Here is a 22474-nt window from a genome sequence, read left to right on the forward strand (position 1 = left end):
AAAGTGCTTTCCCGCCCTTTCCCGGCTCGCCGGATCCGGCGCTCGCCGGACTCGGCTCCGCCGGCCAATCCATCCGTGGATCGGGATAACTGGCTGTCTGACGGCAGCCAGTTATCCGCCCATCCCCGCCACGATATTCACCGTGATCGCGATGATGAACACGTTGAAGAAGAATGCGATCACGCTGTGCAGCAGCGCCACGCGACGCAGGTAGCGGCTGCTGATCTGCACGTCGGAGACCTGGAAGGTCATGCCGATCACGATGGCGAAGTAGGTGAAGTCCCAGTAGTCGGGTTTGGGCGTGTCCGGGAACTGCAGCCCCGCGTGCTTCTCGCCGAAATCACCATAGAAGCCGTGCGCATAGTGCAGCGCGAACATGATGTTGAGGAACAGCCAGCTCAGTACCACGCTGAGCGCGCCCACGCCCAGCGCAGGCAGGCCGCCACCCTTCGCCGCGTGCAGCTCGGTGCCCAGCGCCACCAACACCACACCGGAAAGCACCACCGCGCTCCACAGCACGCCCCAGCGCCCGGTGTCCTGCGCCTTGGCCTGCAGCCGCATATGCGCGGGCGTGGAATGATTGAACAGCCGCGCCAGCGCCAACAGATAGACCACTGCAGCGAAGTCGAAGCCCAGCAGGATCGCGGTGGCCAGGCGCAGACCCAGCGCGATCAGCACCGTACCGCTGACCACGAAAATCACGAACGACACGCTCAGCCGCGGCCGTGCCCTCACGTAGCGGAACGGTCGCCAGCGTCGCGGCTTGGCCGCACCGTTGGAGTCGAGCGGGCCGTGGCTCATGCACGCAGCTCCGCGTAGTCGGGGTGACGCTCCATCCATGCTGCAGCATACGAGCAGGCCGCCTGCACCAACAGGCCCTCGTCGCGTGCAAACTCCAGCGCCGAGCGCACCAGCTCACCGGCCACGCCACGGCCGCCGACAGGCGGCGGCACCATGGTGTGGGTAATCGTCATCACGCCAGCAGCCAGCCTGTAGTCGAGCACGCAATGCATGCCCTCTACCCGCGTCTCGAAGCGCTGTGCGGCGCGGTCATGATGAATCTCCAGATGCATGGCGGCCTCCGTGGACGATGCCGTCAAGCATACCTCTCTCATGCCGCAAGCCCTTTCCGTGCCGCCGCGCGGCGGTGGCGTACGGCGGCGGCCAGCTGTTCCAGCACGCGCACCGATTCGTCCCAGCCGATGCAGCCGTCGGTGATGCTCTGGCCGTAGGTCAGCGGATGGCCCTCCAGCAGGTCCTGGCGGCCGGCGACGAGATGGCTTTCCACCATCGTGCCCACGATGCGCCGTTCACCCGCTTCGAGCTGTCCGGCGATGTCGGCGATAACCAGCGGCTGGTTCTCCGGCTTCTTGCTGCTGTTGGCATGGCTGGCGTCGATCATCACCCGCGCCGGCAGGCCAGCCTTGGCGATGGCGGCGCATGCCGCTTCCACGTTGGCCGCGTCATAGTTCGGAACCTTGCCGCCGCGCAGGATCACGTGGCAATCGCGGTTGCCGCTGGTGGCGGCGATGGCGGCCTGCCCCTGCTTGGTCACGGCGAGGAAATGGTGCGGATGCGAGGCGGCCTGCACCGCGTCCACCGCGATCTTCACGTTGCCGTCGGTGCCGTTCTTGAAGCCCACCGGGCACGACAGGCCCGAGGCCATCTCGCGGTGCACCTGGCTCTCGGTGGTGCGCGCACCGATGGCGCCCCACGCCACCAGGTCCGCGAGATATTGCGGCGAAATGATGTCGAGGAATTCGCAAGCCGCCGGCACCCCCAACGCGTTGATGCCGCACAGCAGCTTGCGCGCAACGCGCAGGCCCTTGTCGATGCGGAAGCTGCCGTCGAGGTCGGGGTCGTTGATGAGTCCTTTCCAGCCCACGGTGGTGCGCGGCTTCTCGAAATACACGCGCATCACGATTTCCAGCTCGTCACCGAGGCGTTCGCGCTGCGCCGCCAGCCGCTGCGCATAATCCAGCGCGGCGCGCGGATCATGGATCGAGCATGGGCCGATCACCACCGCGAGCCGATCGTCCAGGCCATCGAGGATGCGGTGCAGTGCCACGCGCGCATTGCCCACGGTGTCCAGCATCGCGTTGGTGGCGGGACACTCGTCCATCACCTCGAGAGGCGTGGCGAGCGGATGGATACTGCGGATGCGCAGATCATCGGTGGAAACGTGGGACATGGCGGCGGCTCCTCGTGTGGGGTGCGGCGGCCATGAAAAAAGCCGCCTCGGTATTGCTGGCGGCTTTCGGGATGGGGTTTCAGTGTTTCGTCAGGACGATCGCACCCATGCCTCCGCCAGCGGCTTCGGATAGCCATAAAACCAAAAATACTGGCGGGCGGTGGGATTCATGACGTCCATCAATAGCACCACGCCCGGCGCACTGCAAATAACCGGTGCGACTATCGCGCCATGCCGCCGGCATACGTCGGCGCCACCACCACCCGGTTGCGGCCGCCGTGCTTGGCGACGTAGAGCGCCTTGTCGGCGCGCCGCAGCGTGGTAGACATGTCCCGCTCGTGCAGTTCGGCCTCGGCCACGCCCACCGAAACGGTGAGCGGCAGGTCGCGGTCGTCGATGCTTACCGGTGCGCCGGCAACCGCCTCGCGAATCCGTTCCGCCAACGCTTCGCCGGCCGCCCGGCCCACGTCCGGTGCCAGCACGATGAACTCTTCGCCGCCCAGCCTGCCGACCATGTCGGTGCCGCGCAGCACGTCGCGGACGCGGCGCGTCAGCGCCTTCAGCGCCTTGTCGCCGCAGTCGTGCCCGAAACGGTCGTTCACGCTCTTGAAATGGTCGATGTCCAGCAGCAGCAGGCAGAACGGCGCATGCGCGCCGGCATCCGTGGCAAGCATGCCGGTGAACCGCTCTTCCAAGGCCAGCCGGTTCGGCACGCCGGTCAACGAATCCACGCGCGCCATCACGTGCAGCTGGCGCTGCAGCAGCTCGTTGTACAGCAGCAGGAAGCCCAGGCCGTAGAACAGCGACTGCATGCCCGAAAGCAGCATCCAGAAGACGTTGATCGAGCTGGGCGCAAGCACGCTGTCCAGCCGCGTGTCCCCCAGCCACAGCATGCCGTTGCGCCACACCAGCAACAGCAACGACAACGCGAAGATCCACAGCAGCGCATGGCGCGCTCGCGACCAGTTGTCCCAGCGCCCGCGCACCAGCGCCTCGATGTTGAGCATGAGGTTGCAGGCAATGGCCACCGAGCCCCACAGCACACGGCTCCGGTAATCGGGCTGGACGGCGGCGAACCAGGCCACGCCCACCCAACCGATCACGCCTACCGCAACCGCCGCGCGCCAACGCAACGGCGCGCCCAGCAGCATCCGCAGCGCAACCACGCTCATCGCCTGCGCGAGCAGGTTGAGGGCATTGCCGCCCAGGGTCGCCGTGCCTGCAGGCAGGTAATGCCTGAATGCCACCGTGCTGTAGCCCAACGCTTCCACCGCCAACGCGCTGGCGCGCAGATGCAGGCTGCGTACTGCTCGGCTTTCGTCCGAATGCACGCCCAACCACAGCATCAACGCCACGGTCGCGGCCTGCATCGCGCCCAGCAACGACAGGCTCTGCACCAAAACGGACATCCACCCTCCCCGAACAAGACGTCTGGGATATCGAAGTCGTATCGGCCTCAGCCCGGAATTCTTGAGACGCAGTTCACATTTTCAAGCATACGACACCCGCAGAGCGGCCGATGCAAGGCGCCGTTGACAGGCCGCAGCGTTCGGCTACTTTCCGGCAAGCCCTCCACGGAAGCAGGCATGGCCACCCTCATACCCTCCCGCAACAGCTGCCTGCCGCGCATGACCGGCGGCGAGAAGCGCGTATCCGAACGGCTGGAACAGAAGCTCGAAAGCGATTACCTGCTCTGGTACGACGTGCCGGTGGGGCTGAAGCAGCGCCAGCCCGACTTCGTGGTATTCCATCCGCGCCGCGGCTTGCTGGTGCTGGAAGTGAAGGACTGGAAGGCGGACACCATCCGCCACGCCGACAAGACCCAGTTCACCCTGGTCACCGAGCGCGGGCTGGCGAAGGAAACCAGCCCGCTGCTGCAGGCACGGGCCTATGCGCTGGAAATCGGCGTGGTGCTGGAGAACGACCCGGCGCTGCGCAACCCGGACGGCCATCGCTACGCCGGCAAGCTGGTCATGCCCTGGGGCTACGGCGTGGTGCTGGCCAACATCACCCGCAAGCAGTTCGAGGAAGGTGGATTGGACGCGGTGATCCCCGCTCATCTTGCGATCTGCCGGGACGACCTGTACGAGACGGTGGATTCCGAAGCCTTCCAGGAGCAGCTGTGGGCGATGTTCCCGCAGGTGTTCCCGGTGGCGCTCACCCTGCCGCAGATCGACCGCGTGCGCTGGCACCTGTTTCCCGAGATCCGTGTGGAACCGGGCAGCGGCCAGTTCGGCCTGTTCGCCGCCGCGGGCAAGGACGCGCGCCCGCTGGAAATCCCCGAACTGGTGAAGGTGATGGATGCGCAGCAGGAGCAGCTGGCGCGTTCGCTGGGCGACGAGCACCGCATCATCCACGGCGTCGCGGGCTCCGGCAAAACCATGATCCTCGGCTTCCGTGCCATGCAGCTGGCGCGCTCGATGAGCCGTCCGATCCTGGTGCTCTGCTACAACAAGGCACTGGCGGCACGGCTGGAAGAACTCATCGGCGAACGCGGCCTCGGCGACAAGGTGCAGGTATACAACTTCCACCGCTGGTGCCGGCGCATGCTCACCAGCTACCACGTGGAGCTGCCGCCCAAGGGCGAGCGCTTCTTCGAGCAGATGGTAGAGCGGGTGATCGAAGGCGTGGACAAGGGCCAGATCCCGCGCTTCCAGTACGGCGCCGTGCTGGTGGACGAAGGCCATGACTTCGAGCCGGACTGGTACAAGCTCATCGTGCAGATGATCGACCCGGCCACCAACTCGCTGCTGGTGCTTTACGACGACGCGCAGAACATCTACGGCAAAGCCGACCGCCGCCGCATCAGCTGGAAAAGCCTCGGCGTACAGGCGCAGGGCCGCACCACCATCCTCAAGCTCAACTACCGCAACACGCTGGAGATCCTCGCGGTGGCGCGCAATTTCGCCAGCGAACTGCTCGCCGCACGCAGCGAGGACGACGACGGCGTGCCGCTGATCGCCCCGGAAAGCGCCGGCCGCCGCGGCCCGCTGCCCGAGCTGATCCGCACCGACACGGCCGGCGCCCAGCTCGATGCCTTGATCGCCCAGTTGCGCGACGAGCACGCGCACGGCCGTCCGTGGAGCGACATGGCAGTGATCTATCGCAACAACTGGGAAGGCGAGAAGCTGCACGAGGCACTGACGCGCATCGACATCCCCTCCAGCCTCGCCGACGAGCGCGGCAAGCAGGCGCTGTTCGTGGTGAAGGACAGCGTGAAGCTGCTCACCATGCACTCCTGCAAGGGCCTGGAATTCCCCTTCGTGATCGTGCCCGGCCTCGGCTCGCTGCCGCACGAAGGCCAGCGCGAAGTGGACGAGGCGCGCCTGCTCTACGTGGCGATGACCCGCGCCACCGAACGGCTGGTGCTGATCCACCACCTCGACTCCGTTTTCTCCAAGCGCATCCGCGATTCGATCAACCAGGTACAGGGGCAGTTGGCGCACTGATCCCGATAGACTGCGCGCACCTCACCCGGGAATCCCATCATGCGCCGCCTGCTTCTCGCCGCCACGCTCGCCTTCGCTGCCGGCGCGCCGCTGCCCGCGCCGGCGACGGATCAGGTCACCCTGCTGCAGAAAACCGACCTGGTGGTCGGCACTGGCACGGTGGCGCGCGATGGCGACGTGGTACGGGTGAATTACACCGGTTGGCTGTACGACGCTGGCGCGAAGGACCACCATGGCGCCGAGTTCGACAGCTCGGAGGAAAGCGGCGAGCCGATCAGCTTCACGCTGGGTGCGGGTGAAGTGATCGCCGGCTGGGACCAGGGCATCCAGGGCATGCACGTAGGCGGCAAACGCACCCTCGTCATCCCGGCGCGACTGGCCTATGGCAGCCGCGGCGCGGGTGACGCGGTGCCACCGAACGCCACGCTGGTGTTCGAGGTCGAGCTGGTGGGCGTGCATTGACCCGCCGCGCACGGAACCATCCGCCGACCGCGGCGTCCAAGCCTGTATTCCCCAACATCGGCTCGCGCGTTGGAAGCGGCAAGCCCCGGAGTTCCCCATGAAGACCACCCGCACTGCCGTTGCCCTGCTCGCCGCCTGCCTGCTCGCCGGCACGGCCTGGGCGCAGACCTCGTCCAACCAGGCGCCGCCGCCGCTCAACCTCAAGCTGCCGCAGGTCAACAACATGCCCTCCGACCTGCCGGCCGCCAGCGGCAGCTCGGCCAAGCCCGCCAACAGTTCCGGCGCGGCCAGCGCTCCCGGTGCGTACTACGGCGATACCAGCGGTCGCATGGGCAACGCCGACACCCATACCGCCAGCGCATCGCAAACCTGCGACGACTCCACCTACAACCAGCCGCAGGTGCACGGCGACGTGGGCATGGGCGTGATGTCCGGCAACCACACGAGCGGCAGCTACCAGAGCGGCGCGGTCAGCGTCACCAAGAACCTTGGCGACTGCGATCACCCCAGCGGCGGCGTCAGCTTCTCCGTGGGCGTGAGCCAGGGGCAATTCCATGGGCGCGGGTGGTAGCAGCGCTAGCCGCAGCCTCAATGCGGGAATCGATGTTCGATCACGAGCGGGCACCAAAGCGGTTGCGTGGGCCGCGATGCCGATACCCACGCTCCACATCGGTTCGTGCAATTCCTTAAGGAAACTGCCGCGGAATTTCCGGTCTAGCCGGTGACCGTGTGTCCTGCGGCGGCAAGCAGTCGTTTCCCGGCTTCCAGATCCTCCGACTTGAGCAGCAGGCAATCGCCATCGAACGTGGACACGAGGAAAACGCCCAACCCGTTTTCCGACAGTGGCTTCACGACGGAGAGCACGATACCCGTTTCGCCAAAGGCGAATGGCCCCACGAACCTCAGGCAAACCCAATCCAGGTCGGCACGGACGCCCGCCGGGATCCGCTCGACCCGGCAGGTGATCGACAACTCATCGCCATTCCGGGTGATCGAAACAAACCCCGCACCATCGGCCCACGTCGGAATGGCCGCATCGCCGTCCAGACGAACGATGCCGTGGCGACCCTCCAGCACCTGCAGTTCAATCATTTTGTCCATGCCCCACCCGAGATACGCGGATTGCAACGCCGGATACTATTTCGCTATCGAATGCAGGAAAGCCATCACGTCCGCCACGCGCCCTAGCCTGACCAGTTCGTCGGCCGTGCAGGAACCGAACCGGGCGATGGGCGTTTCCTGGTACCACGTCAACGCACGGCCGGGATCGGGTTCAACTTCGCCGGCGACCCGCAGTACCGCAAGCCTGTCCGCAAGGGTTGCCTGCGTGTCGCCGCAGGAGCGTTCGGTAGCCAGGGATACGCTCATGGCACATGCCTCGCCCGCGGCGCCTCTGGATTCGGCGGACCGAGCTCCAGCCGCATCCGCCCGAAATCGACCGACCACCACTCGAACGCGCCCAGTACGTCCTCGCCAAGCACATTCGGTGCAGTGTCCGCATCGCCGGCCAGTTCCACGTCCATGCGGGCCAATGTCGTCGTGCGGTCGCCCACGCGCACCTGCACGGCGGGCCAGATCGTCGTACGTCGCTCCACCGCGCCGCCGGCGCCCGCCACGTGGGCGCGACGTGACGGCAGGCCCTTCAGCAACGCCGCATGGCGCCGGGCGAAACCGGCGGACAGCGCGGAACTTGCCGCGCCGCTGTCCAGATGCATCGCGACCGACGACGCACCGCCGACGTTCGCCTGCACGTACATGTCGTTGCCGACCATCAGCAGGTTTCCCGTTTCCGCCGCCGCGGGATTCGCCGTCGACAGCGACGGCTCCAGACGCCCGGCGGCAGTGATGCGGAACCGCTGCAAGGCACGCAGCACGGGGAAGCCCAGGATGGCATCGATCCGGTAGCCGCCCGGCACCGGCATGGCCAGTTGCGCATCGTCCAGCACCAGGAACGGCACATCGTGCAGGGTGAGCCCGGCGAAGCTCAGGGTATCGGCCAAGCCCAAGCGCACCGCCACCGCGTCGCGACTGGAACTGCCCACGCTGGCGCCGCCCTGTTGCAGGTGCAGGCCCAGCCGGCGCGCGGTCGACAACGACAGCACCGACAGATTGGCGCCGGTATCCAGCACTACTTCCTGCACGCGACCGTCGATGCTCGCCGTCGCACGCGGCAACCCCACCTTGTCCCTGCGCACCGGTTCCGCCTTCGGCTGGTATGCGACCTTCTGCTGCATCGGCAATGCGGCCAATTGCACGGCCATCGCCGCCGTCTGGGCGGCGCCGGCCTGCTCCGCCGCGTCGGCGCGGGATGCCACCAATGCGGCTTGTAGTTGCTGCGCCGCCTTGGCCGCACGTGCGTAATCGCCATCGGCGAAGGCAGCGTCGGCGGCGATTTCCCAGGCGATGGCGCGCTGCCGCGGATCGGACGCTTTGCCGGTGGCGAGGAACTGTTCCACCAGTTGCGCCGATCGCCTGCCGTCCAATCGTGCCGCTGCGACGCGCGCCCGGGCCAGCAGCGCCAGCGGAGGTTCGATCTGCGGCAAGGCCGTGCGCAAGGCGAAGATCTCCTGCGCTGGCGCAGCCAGCATCGACTCCACGCTGGCGACTGGCTCGGGCGGCATCGGTGACGCCTGCACCGCCATCACGCTGACGCTGGCGCCGCCCAGCGACAGCAGCATGCCGACGACGAGCGCCGCCCCGCGGCAACCCCACGCACGAACGAACCGGTACGGCATGCTAGATTCACCACTGTCTCATGAACATAATTTATTGTATTACAGAAATAATTATGCGATCAACAACAAATTCAAACATCGTCAGGACCGCTCGCATCCTGCGCATGGCCGCCTGGGTGGGCGCCGCCGCCTGCGTGCTCGTCACCGTGGTCGGCGTGCTGGTGCCGCCGGGCGCCACGGCACCGGTCGCCGCCACCTTGACCGGCAGCGACCTGCCCCATGCCTGGGCTGCAGGCATCGTGCTGGTGTTGGCCCTGGTCAGCGCCGCCGCCCTGATCGAATTGGCGCGCATGCTGGGCCAAGTGCGGGAACACGCCCTGTTCGCGCCGGCGGCGACGCGCCACTTCCGCCACTTCGCCGGCCTGCTGGCGCTGGCGGCCGCGCTGCGCGTCGTGCTGCCGGCGTTCGCCGCCATTGCCGCGGCCCGCCAGGCGGGCCGCCATGCCGCCACGCTGACATTCGACGGTGGCGACCTGCTGGCATTGCTGATCACGGCGGTGTTCTTCCTCGTGGCGCGACTGTTCGACGAAGCAGCACGCCTCGAAGACGACAGCCGCTCGATCGTGTGAGGCGCCAATGGCCATAGTCGTCCGACTCGACGTGATGCTCGCGCTGCGCAAGATCCGCTCGCGCGACCTGGCCCAGTTCGTGGGCATCACGGAATCCAACCTGTCGCTGCTCAAATCCGGGCACGTGCGCGGCGTGCGCTTCGAGACGCTGGGGAAGATCTGCGAATTCCTGCAATGCCAGCCCGGCGACCTGCTGGTCTGGGTGCCCGACGACGAAGCGGAAAAAAGCGGCAATTAGGCTGGAAAGTCGGTCTGGAGTCCCGGCAACTGCAATCAGCTCACTGGCACGGCAGAGGGAACGTGCCGAACCGGTCCAGGGTACGACCCAGTTCCTCGCGCAATTCGCACGCGGGTGCGGAAAGGTCGCCCTAACCGTCGCAGATCACCACGGCGACAATGCGAATCACGGCGTTCCGCTCACAAGCGCGTGTACGACCACGACTGCATGCGCCCTTCCTTGTACGGCATCACGCCATGGAAGGGGCGTGCGTCGTCGTCGAACACCAGCGGCAGGAAGTGGCGATCGCCCTCCCACATCGGCAGTTCCATCAGCTTGTCGCGCGCCACCCATTCCAGCGTGCCTTCGGGGTTGCTCGCCAGCGGCGTGCCCTCGTAGCGGTCGATCAGGAAGATGAAACCCAGCCAGTCCTCGCCCTGCTTGCCGAAGCCGGGCCAGTTGAGCGTGCCGCGCAACTGCATGGAGAGGCATTCGATACCGGCCTCCTCGCGAATCTCGCGGCGCATGCAGGCAGCGATGTCCTCTCCCGGCTCCATCTTGCCGCCGAGGCCGTTGTATTTGCCGAGGTGCTGGTCGTCGGGCCGTGCGTTGCGGTGGATCATCAGCACCTGGCCGCGGTCGGGTGAAAGCACGTAGCCGAGGGTGGCGACGATGGGCGTATAGGGCATGGCGAAATTGCTGGGGAAAGCGGCCATTCTAGCGTCTGCCAACGCGGCCGCGCCGCAGGCTTGCATCGACCCGCACCGGGCATGCGACCATCGGCAGATGTGCACGACGTTTCGCTCCCGCTTCGCTGCCTGTTTCCCCCGCCAGTTCGTGTTGCTGGCGCTGCTCGCCGGCACGGCCGCCTGCGGCGCGTCGTCGCGCATACCGGTGAGCCGCGAACTGGTGTTCGATGGACAGAACTATCGCGTGGTGTCGCTTGATCTGAAGCATGATCCACTCAGCCTGCATTGGCGCGACCCGGACAGCGGCGATGCCTTTGGCGATGTCGAAACCCTGCAACAGTGGGGCGAGTCGCGCGGCCAGCACCTGCTGTTCGCTGCCAACGCCGGCATCTACGACCGCCAGAGCAAGCCGCTGGGCCTGTACGTGGAAGACGGCAAGACGCTGGTGCCGCTGAACATGGCGCACGGCAACCCGGCCTCGGGCAACTTTTCGCTGCTGCCGAACGGCGTGTTCGCGATCTACCCCGACGGCCACGCGGCGGTGCGCACCAGCGCGGCGTTCAAGGCCGACGGCAAGCCGGTGCGCTGGGCCACCCAGTCCGGCCCGATGCTGGTCATCGACGGCCAGCTCAACCCCAATTTCGTGGACGACTCGGGCAGTCTGAAGTGGCGCAGCGGGGTATGCGCGAAATCGCCCACCGAAGTGGTCTTTGCGGTGAGCGAAGTACCGGTGAATTTCCACGGCTTCGCGCGGTTGTTCCGCGACAAGCTCGGCTGCCGCGACGCGCTGTATCTCGACGGCAGCATCTCGCAGATCTTCGTGGAAGGCGAAGGCTATGCCGGCGCACCGGCCTTTCTCGTGAAGCCCTATGCGGGCATCTTCGCGGTATTCGTGCCGCAGTGATTCCGCATCACGGCAGCTGGTAGTCGAACGTGTACGAGTGACCGCCCTGCGCATCGATGTGGATCGCCAGCGTGCCGGTCAATCCGGACAATTCTTCGGTGCCCGAGTCCGGCACCACGCTCACCAGCAACGCGGAAGCGCCGCGATCCATCGTGCCCGAATGCTGCAGCACGAATGTGCCATGCCGGCCGTGCAGCGCGCCCGCCACGCGCTCCATCGCGACGTAACCTGCCGAACCGTCCACCGCGCTGCGGTAAGCCAGCATTTCGCCCAGGCTGTGCGCCTCGAGGTCACCGCTGAACCGCTTGTCGATGCCCATGCGGCCCAACCCGCTGTCGGCATGTGCAGGCGATTGCGGTTCGAGTTTTACCGTGAAGATGCCGCTGGCTTGCATGGTGAATCCTCCGTAGGGGTGGCGGCCGCTGCGACGAGACCGGGTGGCGAGACAGGGCTGCGACGAAACCATCGTGTCGTGGCGAAGCCTCTGCGATGATCGTGGCTGGCACCTGCACATTCCAGCACCGCCCCGCCGCCGATGATTGGAAAAACGCGACACACCGACTCCATCGCCACCGATGCGCCGCGCGGTGTGCTGCACATGCGCCTCGGCGATGGCGCGTTCGGGCATGCACGGCAGGCGCCCGCGCCGGCGCTGGCCGCCTTCGTCGAACACTACTGGTGCGTGCGCTGGGACCTGCGCGATCGTCCGCCGCAACAGCAGGAGACGCTGCCGCACCCGAACGTGCACCTGGTGCTGGAACGCGGCGAAGCGAGAGTATGGGGCGTGCACGAAGGTCGCTACCGTCGCACGTTGGAAGGCTGCGAAACGGTGTTCGGAGTGAAGTTCGCCGCAGGCGGCTTTCACGCCTTCCTGCGCGGATCGGTAGGCGCGTTGGCGAATCGCTCGTTGCACGCCCGCGAAGTATTCGGAGCCGGCATCGACGACGTCGTGCCCGCCATTCCCGCCTGCACCGACATCGCCGCGATGGTGGCCCTGGTCGAACCTCTGTTGTTGGCGACGGCGCCCGCTCCCGACCCGCTCGCAGTGCAGGCTCGCGCCCTGGTAGCGCAGGCAGCGAACGATCGCGAACTGCTACGCGCCGAGCAACTGGCCGAGCGCGCCGGCATGGGCCTGCGCGCCCTGCAGCGGCTGTTCCGCGACTACGTGGGAGTCAGTCCGAAATGGGTGATTGCACGCTATCGCCTGCACGAAGCGGTGGCGCAATTGCAAGCTGGCCGCGAGCTGGCCTGGACCGAGCTGGCGCTGGCCCTCGGCTACTACGACCAGGCGCATTTCATCCGCGACTTCCGCCGCCTGGTCGGTTGCGCACCGGCGGATTACGCGCGGCGCCAGCACGCGGATTGAGTCAGACCTCCAGCCGCATGCCCGGCTGCGACAGCGTTACCGTGATACCGAAGCGCTGCTTCAGCATCGCCACCAGCGCTTCGCGCGCGGGGTTCTCGCCATGCGCCAGTGCCACCGGCGGATGGCTGGGGCTGTCGCCGTACCACTCCAGCAAGCCTTGCTGGTCGGCATGCGCGGACAGACCGCCCACGGTATGGATGCGCGCGCGCACCGTAATCTCCTCGCCGAACAGGCGCACCTGCTTCACGCCGTTGACCAGCAGCCGGCCCAGCGTGCCGGCGGCCTGGTAGCCCACGAAGATCACGTGATTGCGCGCGAAGGCGAGGTTGTTGGCCAGGTGATGGCGCACGCGCCCGCCGTTGGCCATGCCGGAGCCGGCGATGACGATGGCGCCGCCATGGATGCGGTTGATCGCCTTGCTGTCCTCCACGCCCGCGCTGACGCGCAGGTTAGGCAGCTTGAATGGCTTGATGCGCCCTTGCCAGACCTTCGCGGCATCGGCGTCGAACAATTCTTCGTGGTGGTCGTAGACCGCCATCACCTTGGCCGCCATCGGGCTGTCGAGGAAGATCGTCCACGGCGCGAGGTTCCAGTCTTCGAAGTGTTCGGCGAACCAATAGAGCAACTCCTGGCTGCGCCCCACCGCGAACGCGGGGATCACCACGTTGCCGCCGTCGGCACGCGCCGCGGCGAGGATCTGACCCAGCTCGGCCACGGTCGCGGCGCGATCCTTGTGGTTGCGGTCGCCGTAGGTGGATTCCATCAGGATCAGGTCGGTGCGCGGTGCCGGTGCCGGGTCGCGCAGGATGGGCGTGCCGCGCATGCCGAGGTCGCCGGTGAACAGCACCGAACGGCTGTCCGCGCGCAGCTCCAGCATCGCCGAACCGAGGATGTGCCCCGCCTCGTGCAGGCGCAGCGTCACGCCGGGGAGGATGTCCGTGTCGGCTTCGTAGGGCAGCGGATGCAGCTGCGCTTGCGCGGCGATGACATCGGCGGCGGTGTAGAGCGGCGCGACCTCGGGTTGGCCGGATGCGTGTTCGCGGTTCGTGCGCTCGGCGTTGTGCTCCGACAACGAGGCGGCGTCGAGCAGCATGATGGGAAACAGGTCGCAGGTGGCTGCCTGCGCATAGATCGGACCCTTGAAGCCGCGCTTGACCAGCAGCGGTACGCGGCCGATGTGGTCGATGTGCGCATGGCTGATGACCAGCGCATCGATGGAGGCCGGGGCGAACGCGAACGGCTCGGCGTTGCGCGCGTCAGCCTCGCGGCCGCCCTGCACCATGCCGCAATCGAACAGGATGCGCTTGCCCGCCGCTTCGATGAGATGGCATGACCCGGTGACCTCGCCACCTGCCGCACCGTGGAACTCGATACGCATACCGCCTCCGTCTGTCGCGTAGTCAGATCGCCAGCATCCGCTCGCAGATCGCCTGATACAAGGCCGGCAGGCGCTCCAGCTCGGCGACGTCCACGCACTCGTCCACTTTGTGGATGGTGGCGTTGACCGGGCCGAGCTCCACCACTTCCGCACCCAGCGGCGCGATGAAACGACCGTCCGAAGTGCCGCCCCCGGTGCTTTGCTCGGGCTCCGTGCCGCACAGTTCGCGGCACACCGCCACCACGGTTTCGCGCAGGCGGCCGCCTGGCGGCGTGAGGAAGGGTTCGCCGGAGAGGTTCCACGCCAGCGTGTAGTTCAGGCCGTGCTGCGCGAGGATGGATTCGGCGCGCGCGCGCAGGTCCTCGGCGCGACTCGCGGTGCAGTAGCGGAAGTTGATGAGTGCGGTGAGCTCGCCCGGGATGACGTTGGTCGCGCCGGTGCCCGCGTTGAGGTTGGAGACCTGGAACGAGGTGGGCGGGAAATCGGCGTTACCCTGGTCCCAGCGTTCGGCGGCGAGCGCCGCCAGGGCCGGCGCGAAGGCGTGGATGGGATTCAGCGCCTTCTCGGGATAGGCCACATGGCCCTGCACGCCGCGCACGGCAAGCGTGCCCGAGAGCGAGCCGCGCCGTCCCACGCGGATCAGGTCGCCGAGCCTCTCCTTCGCCGAGGGTTCGCCCACCACGCACCAGTCGATGCGTTCGCCGCGGACGCGGAAACCTTCGGCCACCTTGCGCACACCGTCGAGGTTGGTCGGACCTTCCTCGTCGCTGGTCAGCAGCAGCGCCACGCGGCCGGCATGCCCGGGATGCGTCGAAACGAAGTGCTCCAGCGCCACGGTCATCGCCGCCACGGAACCTTTCATGTCGGCGGCACCACGTCCGTACAACTTTCCTTCGCGGATCGACGGTTCGAACGGCGCGCTTTGCCACGATGTTTCCGGCCCGCTCGGCACCACGTCCGTGTGACCGAGGAAGGCAAGCGTCGGTCCGCCGGCACCATGCACGGCCCACAGGTTGTCCACCTCGCCGTGGCGCAGGTGCTCGATGCGGAAGCCCACGCGCTGCAGGCGTGCGGCCAGCAGCGCCTGGCAGCCGGCATCTTCCGGCGTCACCGAGCGGCGGCGGATCAGTTCGCAGGCAAGGTCGAGGACATCGGACATGAAACAGGCCACCGCAGGCATTCGTGACTCTGCAGCATAGCAAGCCGTTCCTAGCCGGCGATCACCGTGCCGAGCAGGTGCCCCACACCGTAGGTGATCGCCGCCGCGGCCACCGTGATGGCGAATTGGCGCGCGATCGAAAACAGCATGCTGCGTCCGGTGAACAGCGAGGTCCCCGTGCCAATCAATGCCAGCCCCACTGCGGCGGCAGCGGCACTCCCAAGCAACGCGGCATGTCCGCGCAGGAACAGGTACGGCGCCACCGGAAACGCGGCGCCGAACGCGAACAGGCAGAACGAGGAGATCGCCGCACTCCAGGCCGAGCCACCCAGTTCGGAGGGATCGACGCCAAGGTCCTCGCGCACAACGGTATCCAGCGCGGCGCGCGGCGTCTCGGTGAGGTGCTCGGCCAGGTGTTCGGCCTCGGCGTGGCCCAGGCCCTTTTCGCGATAGATGCCGGCGATATGGCTCACACCGTCCTCGGGCGCCACCGCGAGGCGCTCCGCCCGCTCGGTGATCTGCGCCTGGTAGAACTCGCGCGAGCTGTTCACGCTCAGCCACTCGCCCAGCGCCATCGAGCAGGCGCCGGCGACCAGCCCGGCCAGGCCGGCCAGCAATACGGCGCGGTCGCTGGCGGAGGCACCGGCCATGCCCATCACCAGGCTGACGTTGGAAACCAGTCCGTCATTGGCGCCCAGCACAGCGGCGCGCAGCGTGTTGCCGCTCTGCGCCCGGTGGCTGTGGCCGCGCACGGTGCGCAGGTGCGGCGGCAGGAAGTGGTCGCGGTGGCCGCTACGGTCCACCGGCGTCGCATCGTGGTCGGCATGTTCCAGCCGCACCACGGTGGGCATCACGAATTCGGTGCCGAAAGCCTGCGCGAACCAGCCCAGCACCCGTATGCGCAGACCGATGCGTGGCGACGGCACGGCGGCGCCCGATGCGCGCAGGCGCGATTCCCAAAAGGCCGCGTTGACCTGTTCGCCCTCCGCGATGCGCCGGTACGCACGCGCCAGCCGCGGGTCGGCAGCCAGCCCGGCCAGCCGCGTGTACAAGGCGGCGTTGTCGCGCTCGATGCGCAGATTGATGCGGTAGTGGCGGATGCGGTGGTCGCTCATGCGTCAGCCTTCCAGTTCGTCGTCGCGCTGGCCCAGCCACAGCAACATCGCCAGCAGCACGATGGTGAAGCGGAACGCGCTGGCGATGCCGTTCCACTGGCTGGACATCCACATGCCGAACCACTCGCCGCCGATCGCCACGAAGCCGCCCAGCCACAGCAGCACGCCGGCAGACAGCCCCAGCACGGCAATGCGCTTGGCGCGCTGGAACGCCGCGGCCGTGCCCCGCCGGGTGCGCCACAGCTGCCACGTGCCCAGCCAGCACAGCAGGGCGGCCGACACCTCGACCGCGATGATCAGCGCATAGGCCGCATGCTGCAGCAGCGGCGAATGGATGGCGCGGTAACGGATGTTTGCGTCGGGGAAGATCGTGTCCATCGCCAGCACATGTTGTACGAACGGCCAGTTGCTGCCGTAGTCGCTGAGGTTGCCGAAGGCCACCAGCGCGATCCACAGCGCGATCGCCGCCAGCACCGCGATCTTGCACAGGCGCAGGAGCATCCGTCAGCGACCGAACAGTTTCTTGAAGCCGTTGTCGCTGAAACCGACGCTGACGCTGCCGTCTTCCTGCAGCACCACCGGGCGGCGGATCAGTGCCGGATATTCCTTCAGCAGCAGGGTCCACTCGGGATCGGTGCCGGGGTTCTTGCGCTGTGGCAACAGGCTGCGCCAGGTGGTGGAGGACTTGTTGACCAGCGCCTCCCAGCCGCCGAGCTGCTGAGCCCAGGTCTTCAGTGTGGCCGCCGGTACCGGGTTGGCGCGGTAGTCCACGAACGTGTAGGGCACCGTAAAGCGGTCCAGCCAGTTGCGCGCCTTGCGGCAGGTATCGCAGGTTGACAGGCCGTAGACGGTCGTGCTCATTCGCCGCTCCGCAGCAATTCGTTGATCGAGGTCTTGCCCCGGGTCTTCTCGTCCACCTGCTTCACGATGATCGCGGCGTACAGGCTGTGCGAACCGTCCTTCGCAGGCAGACTGCCGGCCACCACCACGCTGCCGGCCGGCACGCGGCCGTAGCTGGTTTCGCCGGTGGCGCGGTTGTAGATGCGGGTGGACTGGCCCAGGAACACCCCCATGCCGATCACGCTGCCCTTCTCCACCACCACTCCCTCGACCACTTCCGAGCGCGCACCGATGAAACAGTGGTCCTCGATGATGGTGGGACTGGCCTGCAGCGGCTCAAGCACACCGCCGATCCCGACCCCGCCGGAGAGGTGCACGCCCGCGCCAATCTGCGCGCAGGAACCCACCGTGGCCCAGGTGTCCACCATCGTGCCAGACCCGACATGGGCGCCGATATTCACGTAGCTGGGCATCAACACCGCGTCCTTCGCGATGTGCGCGCCGCGGCGCACCAGCGCGCCTGGCACCACGCGCGCGCCCAAACCCTCGAGTTCGGCGTCGCTGCCGTGGGCAAAACGCAGGGGCACCTTGTCGAAAGCGAGCGCCGGGCCTCCGTCGACCACGCGATTGCCGTTGATGCGGAAGTACAGCAGCACCGCCTTCTTCAGCCACTGGTTGACGTTCCAGCCGCCCTGCCCGTCCGGCTCGGCCACGCGGCGCTCGCCGGATTCGAGCAGGTCCAGCACCTGTCCCACCGCTGGGCGCAGATGGGTTTCGACCTCGGCCTGGGTCAGCTCGTTGCGGCGCTCGAAGGCGTCGTCGATCAGGGATTCAATGCTCTGCATGGCGAATGGACGTCCAAATCGTCGCGGGGGAATGCCCATTGTGCCCGCCCGCACGGCGTAGCGAAACCGGCAGACATCGCCAGCCCACTCAAGATTCGTGCCCGGCGGCCGATATGACCTTGCGAGAAGAGCCAGCCAACACGCGGCCTGCCGCGAGGGTGCAATGGATGAAAGGGTCGCCGCCATAGACAAGCAAATGCAACGCCTCGCCCGCGCGCTGGCGTTGGTTGCGTGTTGCCTGCTGGCCGGCATGGCATGGATCGCACCCGCGCTGTCCGCCACCGCGACGGCAGCCCACTACGAAGGCGGCCGCCACTACATCCACAGCTTCAGCCCCAAGAGCTACGGCGGCGCCGCGCAGAACTGGGCGCTGGCGCAGGACAAGCAAGGTGCGATCTACGTAGGCAACGACGATGGCACCGTGCTGGTCTGGGACGGTGCCCGCTGGCAACACATCCCGGCTCCCAAGCAGGCCACCGTGCGCTCGCTGGCACTGGGTGCGGATGGTCGCATGTACATGGGCACCGTGGGCGACCTGGGCTATCTGAAGCCGGATGCCACCGGGCAACTGGCCTTCGTTTCCTTGCGGGACAGGATTCCGCCGAGCGAACGCAACTTCGCCGACGTCTGGGCCACCCATTCCACGGCCGACGGCATGGTCTTCGTCACGACGACGACGCTGTTCCGCTATCGCAACGGCGCAATGCAAACATGGAAGCCGCGAGCCGTCTTCCATACGAGTTTCGTGGTTGACGGCCGGTTCTACGTCCGCGAGACAGGCGTGGGCCTCATGCAACTGGACGGCGACAAGCTGGTGCCGGTACCCGGCGGCGAGCGCTTTGCCAACGAGAAAGTCTACGCGCTGCTGGCATGGCGCGGCCCGGGCGCACAGCCGGGCGACCTTTTGGCAGGCACTCGTACGCAGGGTTGGTTCGTCAGCCATGGCGGCGCATGGCATCCCTGGATTACCGAGGCTGACGACGCGGTCCGGCAAGGCCAGTTGTATGACGCCATCCGACTGGCCGACGGCCGGCTCGCCGTCGGCACCTTGCGCAGCGGCCTGCTCCTGCTCGACGCACAAGGCCATCTGTTGCGCACCCTGACCCGCGACAGTGGCCTGACCTCGAATGCGGTGCTGGCGCTGATGCAGGATCGCGAGGGTGGCCTCTGGATTGCCGGCGGCTACGGCATCACCCGCATCGACATCGGCAGTCCGCTGACCATCTTCGACCGGTCCAGCGGACTGCCGGGCAGCGTACAGGCATTGCATCGCCATGCCGGCACGCTTTACGCAGGGTCCACCGAAGGCTTGTATCGCCTGGCGAGCGGCACCAACCCCCATTTCGAGGATGTGACGCAGGTGCCAGGAGTCATCTGGGGTTTCGCCGAGATCGGCGACCAGATGCTGATCGCCAGCGACAGCGGGGTGTTCGCCGTTTCCGGCGGCACGTTCCAACAGCTGCTGGCTCCGCAACAGTCCCAGCTCTCGATCACCGCGCTTTCCCTGCGGCAATCCACCACCGATCCCTCGCGCGTCTTCGTGGGCCGCACGGACGGCGTCAGCACGCTGAAATACGAGAACAATCATTGGATCGACGAGGGCCACATCCCCGGCGTGCGGAACGAAGTGCGCACCATCCGGCAGGACGCAGCGGGCCATGTATGGCTGAGCCTGTGGGGCGGCGGCGCGATTCGCCTGGGCCTGCCGCCGGACTGGCAGGGGCCCGGCGATCCCAGGACCCTCAAGATCGAGCGCTACGGCAACGAGGCGGGCCTGCCCGCCGAGCAGAACGATATCGTCGTCATCGACGGCACGTTGCACTTCACCACCGCGCACGGCATCTATCGATTCGACGAACGAAGCAATCGCTTCGGACCCGACCCCGCGCTCGCCGACCTGTTCCCGGATGGGCCGCCGCAGATCGATGCACTGCATCAGAACAGCAACGGCGAATTGTGGATGTACACCGGCCATGGCGATGGATTGAAAGAGGTCCGCCATGCCGTGCATACCGCCCGAGGCTGGCGTTGGAAGGCCGCCCCGCTGCAGCCGCTGGCGGGGACCAACATTTCCACGCTATTGGACGACGCCGACGGCATTCTGTGGATGGGTGGCGACGCGGGCCTGTTCCGTTACGACTCCACGCGCGTCATACCGCAGGATGCACAGCTGAGCACGTTGCTGCGCCGCGCGACCGGTCCGGACAATCACGTACTGTTCGCCGACAACTTCGCGACAGCCGGTTCGCCCGACATACCCTGGGAACAGAACTCGATCCGCTTCGAGTTCGCCCTGCCCAGCTATACCCTCTCCGACGCCACCCGCTACCAGATCTGGCTGCAGGGGCTTGATCGCGACTGGTCGGCATGGAGCGAAAGCACCTACCGCGACTACACCAATCTCCCCGATGGCCATTACCGCTTCCACGTGCGTGCGCGCAATGTCTATGGCCAGCAGGGCCGCGAGGCCACGTTCGACTTCCGCATCCTGCCGCCGTGGTACCGCTCTACCTGGGCCTGGCTGTTATGGATCGCTTCGGCCTTGCTGGTGCTGGCCCAGCTCGTGCACTGGCGCTCGACGGCGCTGCGTCGGCGCAACCGCGCGCTGGCAACGCTGGTCACGCAACGTACCGCCGAGTTGGCGCAGGCCAACGAAGCATTGCAACAGGCCAATGAAGCGCTCGCCCGGCAGGTTCTCATCGATCCGCTCACCGGCCTGAAGAACCGCCGCTACCTCAGCGAGCACATCGAGCCCGACCTGGCCAGCGCACGCAGATATCACCAGGACGCGCTGATGCATGGCCTGCCGCCGATGCACCTGTTGTTCCTGATGGTGGACATCGACCACTTCAAGCGGGTCAACGACACCTGGGGCCACTCCAGCGGCGACCGCGTGCTGCAGCAGTTCCGCGACATGCTGCTGTCGGCCACCCGTGGCGCCGACACGCCCGTGCGCATGGGTGGCGAGGAATTCCTGATCCTGGCCCGGTCCGCCCCGCCGGACGCCGGGCCGCAGTTCGCCGAACGCATCCGTGCGGCCGTGGCCGCCGAGCGCTTCGACCTGGGCAACGGCGAGCACGTGCACCTCACCTGCTCGATCGGCTTCGCCAACTACCCGTTCTTTGCCGGCGAACCGGAAAAACTCCGCTGGGAACAAGTAGTGAACCTCGCCGACGAGTGCCTGTACGCGGCCAAGCGGCAAGGCCGCAATGCCTGGGCCGGCGTCCCCCCCGTGGCCACTCCGTCGCCGGCTGGCGACACCGCCGATGCGCTGCGGGAAGCGCTTGCCCGCCTGCCCGGGCCTGGGCCGCTTCCCATCCTGGCGTCATGGGCTGGTGCGGGACCGCAGGAGGCGATGAAGTGAACAGCCTCTCCACCACCTCAACCGAATCGAAGGAGGATCCGTGCCGCGGCGTCCCATCGACACTAGCGAGCTGATCGTCGGCCGCCCCATGCGCTTCAACGCCTACGATGCGCGGGGCAATCTGCTGCTGTGCTCAGGCCAGGTCATCGTCAGCGAGGCGTTGCGGGACATGCTGTTGCAACACGGCCTGTTCTACGGCTCCGAAGAGGAATGCCGCGGACCGTTGCCGCTGGAGTCGCAGGAGCCCCCGCCATCGCCACTGGCACGCGTGCTGGGCGCTCGCCGGAGCCTGCATGCCTTGCTGTCCAACCCGGCGCGTGAGAACTTCTCGGCCACACTGGCGAACATCGCCACGCAGGTGCGTGCTGCCTGCGAGGCAAACCCCGATGTGGCACTGGCCAGCGCCCTGCTGTGCATCAAAGGGCCTTACAGCAGCCGCCACGCGGTGAACGTGGCCATCGTCTGCCAGATCACCGGCATCGCACTGGAGCTGGATGCCGACGAATTGGCCTCCACCGTCTGCGCCGCCTTGACGATGAACATCGGCATGTCCGCCCTGCACGATGCACTCGCCATGCATAAAGGCCCGATCAGTCACGCCCAGCGGGCGGCGGTGCGTGCGCACTGCGAACGCGGCGCAACGCGCCTGCGCGAACTGGGCATCGACGATGCGATCTGGCTGGACGCCGTGCGCGACCACCACGAACGCGGCGACGGCAGCGGCTACCCCGCCGGCAAGCATGGTGCGGAAGTCGGCCGACCCGCCCGCCTGCTGGCCATGGCGGACGTGTACTGCGCGCGCATCGTCGGCCGCGACCACCGCTCGCCACTGCCACCGAAGCAGGCGTTGCGCTGGTTGTTCCTCAACGAGAACGCCGTGCTGGACGAACAACTGGCCCGGGTGTTCATCAAGACGCTGGGGATCTATCCGCCCGGCACCGGCGTGCGCCTGCGCAACGGCTCGGCCGGCATCGTGGTCCAGCGCGGCATCGCCGGCCACCAGCCCGTGGTGGCTTCGCTCACCACGCCGGAGGGCCTGCGCCTGGTTTCGCCGATCCGGCGCAGCGGAGACGTGGAATCGTTTGGCATCGTCGAGGTGGCGGACCTGTGGAACCTGAACCTCGACGTGAACATGGAAGCGCTGTGGGGTGCCGACGCAACGGATTGAAGTTTCCCCCGGGGACGCGTTCC

Annotated in this window: 24 protein-coding genes; 9 read left to right on the forward strand and 15 right to left on the reverse strand. The window is 67.1% G+C overall.

What is annotated here, in order from left to right:
• Positions 1-111: 111 nt before the first annotated feature.
• The 4 genes from IHE49_RS08270 to IHE49_RS08285 form a co-directional block, all read right to left on the reverse strand.
• Positions 112-801 carry a DUF1345 domain-containing protein gene (locus IHE49_RS08270; RefSeq protein ID WP_192156711.1) on the reverse strand — a complete coding sequence of 230 codons (690 nt, stop codon included), beginning with the start codon at positions 799-801 and terminating at the stop codon, positions 112-114.
• Positions 798-1073 carry a GNAT family N-acetyltransferase gene (locus IHE49_RS08275; protein WP_192156713.1) on the reverse strand — a complete coding sequence of 92 codons (276 nt, stop codon included), beginning with the start codon at positions 1071-1073 and terminating at the stop codon, positions 798-800. The genes IHE49_RS08270 and IHE49_RS08275 overlap by 4 nt, the downstream gene beginning before the upstream one ends.
• A 38-nt stretch (positions 1074-1111) precedes the next feature.
• Positions 1112-2191 carry a 3-deoxy-7-phosphoheptulonate synthase gene (locus IHE49_RS08280; protein WP_192156715.1) on the reverse strand — a complete coding sequence of 360 codons (1080 nt, stop codon included), beginning with the start codon at positions 2189-2191 and terminating at the stop codon, positions 1112-1114.
• Between the two features lie 221 nt (positions 2192-2412).
• On the reverse strand, positions 2413-3600 hold the full coding sequence (locus IHE49_RS08285; RefSeq protein ID WP_192156717.1) for a GGDEF domain-containing protein: 1188 nt from the start codon (positions 3598-3600) through the stop codon (positions 2413-2415).
• A 177-nt stretch (positions 3601-3777) separates the two neighbouring features.
• Between IHE49_RS08285 and IHE49_RS08290 the strand changes: the two genes are divergently transcribed.
• From IHE49_RS08290 to IHE49_RS08300, 3 genes are all read left to right on the forward strand, one after another.
• A complete protein-coding gene (locus IHE49_RS08290; protein WP_192156719.1) occupies positions 3778-5640 on the forward strand; it encodes a 3'-5' exonuclease in 1863 nt (620 codons plus the stop codon).
• Positions 5641-5679: 39 nt separating this feature from the next.
• On the forward strand, positions 5680-6102 hold the full coding sequence (locus IHE49_RS08295; protein ID WP_192156721.1) for an FKBP-type peptidyl-prolyl cis-trans isomerase: 423 nt from the start codon (positions 5680-5682) through the stop codon (positions 6100-6102).
• A 97-nt stretch (positions 6103-6199) separates the two neighbouring features.
• Positions 6200-6673, forward strand: a complete 474-nt coding sequence (locus IHE49_RS08300) for a hypothetical protein (protein WP_192156723.1) — start codon at positions 6200-6202, stop codon at positions 6671-6673.
• 143 nt (positions 6674-6816) lie between these two features.
• Here the strand turns inward: IHE49_RS08300 and IHE49_RS08305 are convergent, their stop codons facing one another.
• The 3 genes from IHE49_RS08305 to IHE49_RS08315 are packed head-to-tail and all read right to left on the reverse strand — an operon-like array spanning position 6817 to position 8837.
• On the reverse strand, positions 6817-7194 hold the full coding sequence (locus tag IHE49_RS08305) for an ACT domain-containing protein (protein ID WP_225578282.1): 378 nt from the start codon (positions 7192-7194) through the stop codon (positions 6817-6819).
• A gap of 45 nt (positions 7195-7239) precedes the next feature.
• Positions 7240-7470: a hypothetical protein gene (locus IHE49_RS08310; RefSeq protein ID WP_192156733.1), complete on the reverse strand. Its 231-nt coding sequence runs from the start codon at positions 7468-7470 to the stop codon at positions 7240-7242.
• Entirely contained in the window at positions 7467-8837 is a 1371-nt protein-coding gene (locus IHE49_RS08315; RefSeq protein WP_192156735.1) for a retropepsin-like aspartic protease, read from the reverse strand. Before IHE49_RS08315 ends, IHE49_RS08310 begins: the two co-directional genes overlap by 4 nt.
• Positions 8838-8941: 104 nt before the next feature.
• Here IHE49_RS08315 and IHE49_RS08320 point away from each other — a divergent pair, with 104 nt between their 5' ends.
• Positions 8942-9406, forward strand: coding sequence for a DUF2975 domain-containing protein (locus tag IHE49_RS08320; protein ID WP_192156736.1), 465 nt, complete (start codon positions 8942-8944; stop codon positions 9404-9406).
• Between the two features lie 7 nt (positions 9407-9413).
• On the forward strand, positions 9414-9644 hold the full coding sequence (locus tag IHE49_RS08325; RefSeq protein ID WP_192156738.1) for a helix-turn-helix transcriptional regulator: 231 nt from the start codon (positions 9414-9416) through the stop codon (positions 9642-9644).
• Positions 9645-9823: 179 nt separating this feature from the next.
• Here the strand turns inward: IHE49_RS08325 and IHE49_RS08330 are convergent, their stop codons facing one another.
• Positions 9824-10312, reverse strand: a complete 489-nt coding sequence (locus IHE49_RS08330) for an 8-oxo-dGTP diphosphatase (RefSeq protein WP_192156740.1) — start codon at positions 10310-10312, stop codon at positions 9824-9826.
• A 97-nt stretch (positions 10313-10409) separates the two neighbouring features.
• On the opposite strand from IHE49_RS08330, the gene IHE49_RS08335 reads away from it, so the two are divergent.
• The gene (locus tag IHE49_RS08335) at positions 10410-11216 is read left to right on the forward strand and encodes a phosphodiester glycosidase family protein (protein WP_192156746.1); all 807 of its coding nucleotides are present in this window, start codon (positions 10410-10412) and stop codon (positions 11214-11216) included.
• A gap of 7 nt (positions 11217-11223) precedes the next feature.
• Here IHE49_RS08335 and IHE49_RS08340 read toward each other — a convergent pair whose 3' ends face one another.
• The gene (locus tag IHE49_RS08340) at positions 11224-11610 is read right to left on the reverse strand and encodes a DUF3224 domain-containing protein (RefSeq protein WP_192156748.1); all 387 of its coding nucleotides are present in this window, start codon (positions 11608-11610) and stop codon (positions 11224-11226) included.
• A gap of 141 nt (positions 11611-11751) precedes the next feature.
• Here IHE49_RS08340 and IHE49_RS08345 point away from each other — a divergent pair, with 141 nt between their 5' ends.
• Positions 11752-12582 (forward strand): helix-turn-helix domain-containing protein, encoded by an 831-nt coding sequence (locus IHE49_RS08345; protein ID WP_225578283.1) that lies wholly within the window; start codon positions 11752-11754, stop codon positions 12580-12582.
• A 1-nt stretch (position 12583) separates the two neighbouring features.
• Here IHE49_RS08345 and IHE49_RS08350 read toward each other — a convergent pair whose 3' ends face one another.
• Genes IHE49_RS08350 through dapD form a run of 6 tightly spaced genes read right to left on the reverse strand, consistent with a single transcriptional unit; the run spans position 12584 to position 17919 of the window.
• A complete protein-coding gene (locus IHE49_RS08350; RefSeq protein WP_192156749.1) occupies positions 12584-13960 on the reverse strand; it encodes an MBL fold metallo-hydrolase in 1377 nt (458 codons plus the stop codon).
• Between the two features lie 22 nt (positions 13961-13982).
• On the reverse strand, positions 13983-15119 hold the full coding sequence (gene dapE, locus IHE49_RS08355; protein WP_192156756.1) for a succinyl-diaminopimelate desuccinylase: 1137 nt from the start codon (positions 15117-15119) through the stop codon (positions 13983-13985).
• A 50-nt stretch (positions 15120-15169) separates the two neighbouring features.
• Positions 15170-16234 (reverse strand): VIT1/CCC1 transporter family protein, encoded by a 1065-nt coding sequence (locus tag IHE49_RS08360; RefSeq protein ID WP_192156758.1) that lies wholly within the window; start codon positions 16232-16234, stop codon positions 15170-15172.
• Between the two features lie 3 nt (positions 16235-16237).
• A complete protein-coding gene (locus IHE49_RS08365) occupies positions 16238-16735 on the reverse strand; it encodes a DUF2165 domain-containing protein (RefSeq protein ID WP_192156760.1) in 498 nt (165 codons plus the stop codon).
• Positions 16736-16738: 3 nt separating this feature from the next.
• The gene (locus tag IHE49_RS08370) at positions 16739-17095 is read right to left on the reverse strand and encodes a Spx/MgsR family RNA polymerase-binding regulatory protein (RefSeq protein ID WP_192156762.1); all 357 of its coding nucleotides are present in this window, start codon (positions 17093-17095) and stop codon (positions 16739-16741) included.
• A complete protein-coding gene (gene dapD / locus IHE49_RS08375; RefSeq protein WP_192156764.1) occupies positions 17092-17919 on the reverse strand; it encodes a 2,3,4,5-tetrahydropyridine-2,6-dicarboxylate N-succinyltransferase in 828 nt (275 codons plus the stop codon). The genes IHE49_RS08370 and dapD overlap by 4 nt, the downstream gene beginning before the upstream one ends.
• 163 nt (positions 17920-18082) lie before the next feature.
• On the opposite strand from dapD, the gene IHE49_RS08380 reads away from it, so the two are divergent.
• Both IHE49_RS08380 and IHE49_RS08385 read left to right on the forward strand, forming a co-directional pair.
• Complete coding sequence (locus IHE49_RS08380; protein ID WP_192156766.1) at positions 18083-21283, forward strand: diguanylate cyclase; 3201 nt, start codon at positions 18083-18085, stop codon at positions 21281-21283.
• 40 nt (positions 21284-21323) lie between these two features.
• The gene (locus IHE49_RS08385) at positions 21324-22451 is read left to right on the forward strand and encodes an HD domain-containing phosphohydrolase (RefSeq protein ID WP_192156768.1); all 1128 of its coding nucleotides are present in this window, start codon (positions 21324-21326) and stop codon (positions 22449-22451) included.
• Positions 22452-22474: the final 23 nt, after the last annotated feature.

The sequence above is a fragment of the Rhodanobacter sp. 7MK24 genome (assembly GCF_014842995.1).
Classification (GTDB): Bacteria; Pseudomonadota; Gammaproteobacteria; order Xanthomonadales; family Rhodanobacteraceae; genus Rhodanobacter_A.